6 protein-coding genes are annotated in these 6,566 nt (G+C 38.1%); 3 read left to right on the plus strand and 3 right to left on the minus strand.

All coding sequences use genetic code 11. From position 1 onward, the window contains the following. Positions 1-33 precede the first annotated feature (33 nt). Positions 34-840 carry a tetratricopeptide repeat protein gene (locus Q0W26_RS10895; RefSeq protein WP_298525197.1) on the plus strand — a complete coding sequence of 269 codons (807 nt, stop codon included), beginning with the start codon at positions 34-36 and terminating at the stop codon, positions 838-840. Positions 841-940: 100 nt separating this feature from the next. Continuing rightward, positions 941-1,150: a hypothetical protein gene (locus Q0W26_RS10900; RefSeq protein WP_298525199.1), complete on the plus strand. Its 210-nt coding sequence runs from the start codon at positions 941-943 to the stop codon at positions 1,148-1,150. Here Q0W26_RS10900 and Q0W26_RS10905 read toward each other — a convergent pair. Further along, positions 1,099-1,419, minus strand: coding sequence for a GNAT family N-acetyltransferase (locus Q0W26_RS10905; RefSeq protein WP_298525202.1), 321 nt, complete (start codon positions 1,417-1,419; stop codon positions 1,099-1,101). The two genes, Q0W26_RS10900 and Q0W26_RS10905, sit on opposite strands and share 52 nt — an antisense overlap. A 491-nt stretch (positions 1,420-1,910) precedes the next feature. Between Q0W26_RS10905 and Q0W26_RS10910 the strand changes: the two genes are divergently transcribed. Beyond that, positions 1,911-2,651: a 3-oxoacyl-ACP reductase family protein gene (locus Q0W26_RS10910; protein ID WP_298525205.1), complete on the plus strand. Its 741-nt coding sequence runs from the start codon at positions 1,911-1,913 to the stop codon at positions 2,649-2,651. Positions 2,652-2,680: 29 nt separating this feature from the next. On the opposite strand, the gene Q0W26_RS10915 is transcribed toward Q0W26_RS10910, so the two are convergent. Both Q0W26_RS10915 and Q0W26_RS10920 read right to left on the minus strand, forming a co-directional pair. Further along, positions 2,681-4,486 carry an ABC transporter ATP-binding protein gene (locus Q0W26_RS10915; RefSeq protein ID WP_298525208.1) on the minus strand — a complete coding sequence of 602 codons (1,806 nt, stop codon included), beginning with the start codon at positions 4,484-4,486 and terminating at the stop codon, positions 2,681-2,683. After that, positions 4,483-6,192: an ABC transporter ATP-binding protein gene (locus Q0W26_RS10920; RefSeq protein ID WP_298525211.1), complete on the minus strand. Its 1,710-nt coding sequence runs from the start codon at positions 6,190-6,192 to the stop codon at positions 4,483-4,485. The genes Q0W26_RS10915 and Q0W26_RS10920 overlap by 4 nt, the downstream gene beginning before the upstream one ends. Between the last annotated feature and the right edge of the window lie 374 nt (positions 6,193-6,566).

Below are 6,566 nucleotides of genomic sequence, written 5' to 3' on the forward strand. Positions count from 1 at the left end.
ATCATTAGCAATTATCATTTTATGGTGATAATCATGAAAAAAGATGATTGGGAAGACATTGAAGTCAATCAAAGCAGTAAAGACAAAGTTTTGTTCGAATCAAATCTGATTCAGCAGATATATGATGGCATAGACCTTTTAAGAGATGAAAGTGCAGAAATATTAAGAGAATTGGATATTGAAGGCAAAATTGATGATTTGGATCTCGAGGAATTTGCTGAAGACACCATTACTCAAATCGATGACCTATTGGATGACATTTCAAGGTTCAAGGACAGTGTCGTTGACACAGAAGACCTTCCGGATGATGTAAAGGAGCATTACAGAAACACCCAGGCATATTTCAACAGGGATGCCGACTATCTAAGAAGGGCTAAAAGCAAGATGGCAAGGCTCAATTCCGAAAAACTGGCAGATGAATATGGGACAAATCACAGGATTGTTGAACTTTGCGATAAGGCCATAACCATCAGGCCGGAAAGTTTTGACGCACATCTCCTCAAGGCTCAGGCATTGGTCAATCTTGGAAAATATGCAGATGCCATCGATGAATATATCATTGCCTTGGCCATAAAGGATGATGCAGACCTTTGGCTTGCAATTGCAGATGCAAATAGGCTAAACGGTGACTTTGAAGATGCGCTTGAAGTGTATGATTATGTTTTGAAAAAATATGGGAAATCAGTTGATGTTTTGAAAGGAAAAGCGGTTGTCTGCTTTGATATTGGTGATTATGTCGGTTGCAATGGGCTCTTCAGTCAGGCCAACGATATTGAATATTTGGATGAGGAATCCTTTAAAATTTGGTCAGAGTGCCTTAAGCAGCTTCAAGAAGATTGATTTTATTTGTAAGTAAAAATTGATGTCGGTTTGTAAAATTGAAGTCATTTAAAAGTTATGTTTATTAATCTGGAAGGACATAATGGTATTAGGTGATAAAATGGCAAAACCAATTGCTTCTACACCTCGCTTTGATGAAAGAGATGTGGGAGACTTAAAAAAATATATGAAACGACCATTAACACAAGAAGAAAAAAAGTTCAATGAACGTGTTAAAAATGCAAAAAAATTCCTAGATTTGATTAATCTAGGTGATTTTTATTTTTTTAATGTTTTGTACATGAATATTGATGTTGTTTCATCTCGCTGAGCTTTTCTTTTTAATTTTTCAAGATTGTGGATTCTTTTTTGGGCAAATGAATTTTTTAGATAGAATTTCCATGCATTACAATAGGCATCTATGGTTATGAAACTAACGCCTATCTCTTTTGAAATCTCTTCAATTAGTCTGCAAATTGAGGCCAAAATTTCTTTTCCAATTCCTAATCCCTTATATTTTTCGTCAACTGCAAGTCTTCCAATTTTAATTGCAGGATAATCTTCATATTCAGTTTTTAGGCTTTTATCAATTTTTTGCATTCTATTTTGTCTGCCAATAATGATGCATAACCAATAATCTCATCTTCATGAATCGCCAGATAGGTGACATTCAGATTTTTTTCCTGCTGGTCTAGCGCATCGTCTTTTAGAAAGTCATCAAGGTCTTTGACTCCACAGCTGAAGCTGCTTAAATCGTGTTTTTTATTTAATTTCTCGTAGTGATAGTTTTTATTATGTCTTTATCTTTCATAATATTATTTGTTTTCGATAATAAATATATATTTCGTTTTAAATCAACTAAATATTACAATATAATCTTATTTTTACAATTTGGGATCAATTTATCATTTTGCACAATATTTCATTTTAAGGTCAATTTTACAAGGGATAAATATTATTCACCTTAAATTTATTTTTTTTGAATATTTTCAACTTAAACATTATTTCAATTGTTATTTTCTGAATGATTTCAAAATATTTAAATCATTAGACCAACATAAATATCATTACAATTTAAAAGGTGAAAAAATATGGCAAAAAATGCAATAATTACTGGTGGATCCAGAGGAATCGGTAAAGCTATGGCTTTAAAACTTGGTGAGATGGGATACAATGTAGCTATCAACTACAGAAGCGACTCATCAAAACAGCTGACCGAAGATTTAATTGAAGAAATCAAATCAGAATATGGTGTGGAAGCAATTGCAGTACAGGCAGATGTCAGTAAATTCGAAGACTGCGAAAAATTGGTAAAAGCCACTGTAGATGCATTCGGTGAAGAAATAGATGCATTGGTAAATAACGCAGGTATTACAAACAACTCCAACTTCATCGACCTCAAGCCTGAAGACTATGAAAGGGTTATCAACACAAACCTCGTTAGTATGATGCACATGTGCCACCTGTGCCTGCCTTACATGGTCGACCGTGACACAGCAATCGTATGTACCGCATCTGTAGGTGGACTTACTGGTGTAATCAACCAAGCAGACTACTGTGCAGCAAAAACCGGTGTAATCGGTTTATGTAGAGCTCTCGCTTTGGAATTTGCACCAAGAAAAGTAAGGGTAAACTCAATCGCTCCGGGTATGATCATGACAGATATGCTTAGAGGAGTAAACCAGGATGAATTGAACGCACTTGCCGCAACAATTCCGCTCGGCCACATCGGTGAGGTTGAAGAGATTGCAGGCGCTTTGGAATACATCCTGACTGCAGATTACTTGACCGGACAGGTTATTTCTCCTAACGGAGGATTTGTCCTGCAATAAGGTTAATTTTTTTTAACCTTATTCTTTTTTTAGATTATATTTTCCTTATTTTGTGTAGTTATTGTATTGTAGTAGTATCCTTTTTGGCTGAGCAGTTCTTCGTGTGTTCCCTGTTCGATAATCTCGCCGTTTTCGATTACAATAATCTTGTCTGCATTTTTGATGGTTGATAATCTGTGGGCGATAATGAAGCTTGTTCTGTTTTCCATCAATCTGTCCATTGCCTTTTGAATCATCTTTTCGGTTCTTGTATCTACACTTGAGGTCGCTTCGTCCAAAATGAGTATTTCCTTTTTGGACAGTATTGTTCTTGCGATTGTCAATAGCTGCTTTTGTCCGTGTGAAATGTTGTCGGAATCCTCGTTGAGTTCGGTTTCATAGCCTTGCGGGAGCTGCCTTATGAAGTTGTCGGCATAGACCTGCTTTGCAGCCTCAACGACCTCTTCATCAGTCGCTTCCAGATTGCCGTAGCGGATGTTGTTTGCTATTGTATCTGAAAACAGCCAGGAGTCCTGCAGTACCATTCCGACAAGTGACCTGAGGGAGTGTTTGTCATATTCTTCAATGTCAGTGCCGTCTATTCTAATTGAGCCTTTGTCAATGTCATAAAATCTCATGAGCAATTTGACGATTGTGGTTTTTCCGGCACCGGTTTCTCCGACAATGGCTATCTTTTCGCCCTTTTTCACGCTGAATGACAGGTCTTTGATGTTCTTTTCATTTGGAGTGTATCCGAAGCTGACGTTTTCGAATGTTATTGAATCATTGACGCTTGTGATTTTCTTGTCTGAAGGGTTTGCTTCATCATCCAACTCTAAAAATTCATATATCCTTTCAGTTGCCGCCATTGCAGTTTGGAAAAGGCCCATAACTCTTGTGATTTGCTGAATAGGCCTTGTGAAGTTCTCAATGTACTGGAAAAATGCCAGAATGTCTCCGACGGCTATTGCTTTTTGAAGTGCGAATATTGCGCCCAGCACTGCTATCAATACATATTCGATGTTTGATATGAAGTTCATTGCAGGGCCTGAAATGCTTGAGAAGAACTGTGATTTCCATTCCTGGTCATACCACATGTCATTGTCCCTTTCGAACTTTTCAATTGACGGTTCTTCCTGGTTGAATGCCCTTATGATGTCATGGCCTGTAAATGTCTCTTCAATCTGGCCGTTTACCGCCCCCTTGAATGTCAGCTGTCTGAGGAAGTATTTCTGAGAGAATTTTGTTATGATGATAATCATTACAAAGGCAATAGGAATCAGGACGACTGTTGCAAGGGTCATCCAGACGTTGATGTAGAGCATCATTGCAATGACTCCCACTATTGTGATTATTGCTGTCAGCATCTGAAGGAAAGCCTGGGTAATTCCAACCTGAAGGGAATCCACATCGTTTGTGAGTCTTGACAGGATGTCTCCCCTTTTGTTTTCATCGACATTTTCCATTGCAAGGGAGGTGATCTTGTCCATGATTCTGCTTCTCAAATCATAGCTGATGCTTGTTGAGATGCCTATCAGGATATAGCTTTGAATGTATGAGAACACAGAGCTTACAACGTATAGGACAACCACAATGCTTAGGAAGTACAGTATGCTGTTCAGGTCAATCGTTCCGGTGTGGTTCATGATATTGTTGATTCCGTCATAAATCAATGTTGTGGCTTTTCCGATAAGAATCGGACTTATCACGCTAAATACAGTGGAAATGACTGCACATATTACTGTTACTGATAGCTTAAGCTTGTAATCTTTTAAAAGCCTCATGATGTTTTTCATGGCTTTTCTGCTGTCTGCAGCCTTTTCGGGAGGTTTTCCCTTGGATGGCGGTGGACTCATATGCCTGCCTCCATGCTGTCAATCTGTGATTTCACTATCTCGTGATATATGCTGCATGATGAATACAGCTCGTCATGTGTGCCTCTGTCGATTATCTTGCCGTTGTCCATTACTAAAATCTCATCCGCATCCTTGATTGTTGAAATCCTTTGGGATATAATCAAAATGGATGCATCATCCTTAAGGTTGGAAAGATTGTCCTTGACCTTTGATTCTGTGTTCATGTCAAGTGCTGAAAAGCAGTCGTCGAACAGGTAAAAGGAATGCTTTCCGATGATTGCCCTTGCAATTGACAGCCTTTGCTTTTGCCCGCCTGAAAAGTTTGATGCTCCCTGTGTGACCTCGTCATCAAGGCTTTCTATAAAGTCGACCTGGGAGCTGTCCAGTGCATTTCGAATTTCATCATCCGTTGCATCGTTTTTTCCAACCAGCATGTTTGATTTGACTGTTCCCTGAAAGAGAATTGCCTTTTGTGGTGTAAAACTGATCAAATCCCTCAACGCTTTCAGTTTGTAGTTTTTGATGTTTTTGTCATTCAAAAGGATTTCGCCGGAGGTTGGGTCTTGAAGCCTTGGAATCAGATTGAGGATTGTTGACTTTCCGCTTCCTGTCCCTCCTATTATTGCAGTTGTTTTTCCGGGTGTCAATGTGAAGTTGATGTCTTTAAGGGTTTCCTTTTCACTGCCGGGATATTGGTAGCACACGTCTTTGAATTCCAAAGTAGGGGAATCAGTGATGCTTTCTATTTCACCGTCGGTGATTGTGATTTCAGTGTTGAGCACTTCAGCAACACGCCTTCCTGAAACCAGTATTCTTGGAAGTATGATTATGAACCCTCCCATCAGAATGAATGAAGTAACAATCTGGGTTGAGTATTGGATGAAAGCTATTATGTCTCCGGTCAGTATTGTGGAGTTCAGCGCATCGTATGCGCCGAAGTACAGGATGCACACAATCATCAGATTCAAAACAAGAGTCATCAGCGGGATTATGAGGAAAATGTTTCTGAATACGTAAAGGTTGACGTCCTGAAACTCCTTGTTTATTACGTTGAATTTATTTTTTTCCGTATCCTGCCTTACAAATGCTTTTATTACGGGAATTCCAATCAAAGTCTCTCTGGCAGACCTGTTCATCTTATCTAAAATCTCCTGAGTAATCTTAAAGTACGGCAGTGTCCTGACAAGTATGACTATCAGGATGCCTGCAACGATAATGAATGTAACCAGAATAATCCATGAAAGGTCAGTTCCAAGCTCAAAGGCTCTGATGATGCTTCCAACGCCTAGGATTGGTGCAAAGAGCATTGTTGTAAAAATCAGCCCTATGATGCTTTGAATCTGGTTGATGTCGTTTGTTGTACGTGTAATGAGGGATGACCTTGAAATTTCATTCAGTTCATGGTTTGAAAACTTAAGGACTTTCCTGTAAACGATTTTCCTCAGGTCCTTTGCATATCCTGAGGACACTCTGCTTGAAAAATAGGATAGGAAAAGCGTGGCTATTACTGATATCACCACCATCATTATCATCTTGATTCCGGTGTTTGTTATGAAATCAATGTCTGTATTTTGAATACCGATATTTACTATGTCTGCTGTGTATGAAGGCAGTGTCAGGTTTGTGTATGCCTGAACAATCAATAACACGATTATCAGTACCATTTGTGGTATTTTGCTTTTAAGCGGTTTTATTAACTTTTTCATCGAATCCTCTTGTAATTTCTTATAATAGATTTGATTTTGATGATATATGAAATTAAGTATAAGGCCGGCCAAATGCCTGACCTTACACGCCAATATTAATTTCTCAAAAATTAATACAGTTTTTCTACATGATTCATGTAAAGATTGGGATTAATCTCTACACTGTTAGTATGTGCCTGGTTTAATATATCTTTTTTGTTGGTTTAAAGAACAATAGTTTGATGTAAGGTCAATTTAACACTTCTGGACAATTTTACAGGTAAACTTAAAAGTTAATTGTAACTCATATTTTGTTAGAGCAATGTAAAAATAACTCATAGGGGACTGTCCACTAATTAGTATTTTGTTTTAATATCGATGTACATGGGAAATGC

The sequence above is a fragment of the uncultured Methanobrevibacter sp. genome, assembly GCF_947169325.1.
GTDB lineage: Archaea > Methanobacteriota > Methanobacteria > Methanobacteriales > Methanobacteriaceae > Methanocatella.